Consider the following 1026-nt stretch of genomic DNA (forward strand, 5'->3'; position numbering starts at 1 on the left):
GCTTCCTAATGGAAACGCTCACTTGTTGAGCCTCTGCCTTTCGAAGCACTTGGAACAAGATGCAGGACAAGTCATCCTGACATCGCCTTTATATGAGCGGACCTGCCGCCTTCGTTTCTCTTTCTTCCGAATGATTGTTCATCGCTCACGCTTGTTCCACCCTTCGGGCGGCGCTCCGCGGGGGCGGCGCATGAGCGCCGACGGCCGGTCGGCCTTGCGAGGCTCCGCCTCGGGGCTGGCCATCGCCAGCGAGTAGTGCTCTGCTAGGGCTTGTAGCTCAGTTGGTTAGAGCGCGCGCTTGATAAGCGTGAGGTCGGAGGTTCAAGTCCTCCCAGGCCCACCACTTCCTTTCGATAGGTTATTATCAGGGGCCGTAGCTCAGCTGGGAGAGCGCCTGCTTTGCAAGCAGGATGTCGTCGGTTCGATCCCGTCCGGCTCCACCATAACCTGGTGTCGAGAGGGTGGTAGAAGACAATCATTCGCAACAAGGTTTGCGACGTGGCTTTCGAGCTCGTTGCCTGTTCTGTTTGACATCGTAAAGAGAAGATTTGTTCGAACTTCATTGGTTGATCCAATGATTTGTCGCGGTGAGACGCTCAATCTCCCGCATATGATGGGTTTGCCTAACCGCACCCTCGAACCGATCTCGAGAAGCTGGTCTTTTTGTGCCGATGGCGTTTGGAGTGATCCAGATGAGCATTGGCAATGAGAACGATCAAGTGTCTTAAGGGCAATTGGTGGATGCCTTGGCATGCACAGGCGATGAAGGACGTGATACGCTGCGATAAGCGTCGGGGAGGTGCGAATACCCTTTGATCCGACGATTTCCGAATGGGGAAACCCACCTAAGATACTTGTAAAATCAGAGCGGCAGGTCGGACTTCGGTTCGGTTTGCCGTTGTGGTTTACAAGTATCGATATTAGGTAACTTATCCTGAATACATAGGGATAAAGTGGCGAACGCAGGGAACTGAAACATCTAAGTACCTGTAGGAAAGGACATCAACCGAGACTCCGCAAGTAGTG

The 1026-nt window shown here is 53.4% G+C and carries 2 tRNA genes and 1 rRNA gene; all 3 read left to right on the forward strand.

The features are described 5' to 3' along the window. The first annotated feature begins 266 nt into the window (after positions 1-266). Positions 267-343 (forward strand) — tRNA-Ile (locus C7I85_RS30210). Positions 344-367: 24 nt separating this feature from the next. Beyond that, positions 368-443, forward strand: a tRNA-Ala gene (locus C7I85_RS30215). A gap of 270 nt (positions 444-713) precedes the next feature. Further along, a 23S ribosomal RNA gene (locus C7I85_RS30220) occupies positions 714-1026 on the forward strand; the annotation flags it as partial.

Origin of the sequence: Pseudaminobacter soli (ex Li et al. 2025) (assembly GCF_003012705.1) — a bacterium.
Lineage (GTDB): Bacteria > Pseudomonadota > Alphaproteobacteria > Rhizobiales > Rhizobiaceae > Pseudaminobacter > Pseudaminobacter soli.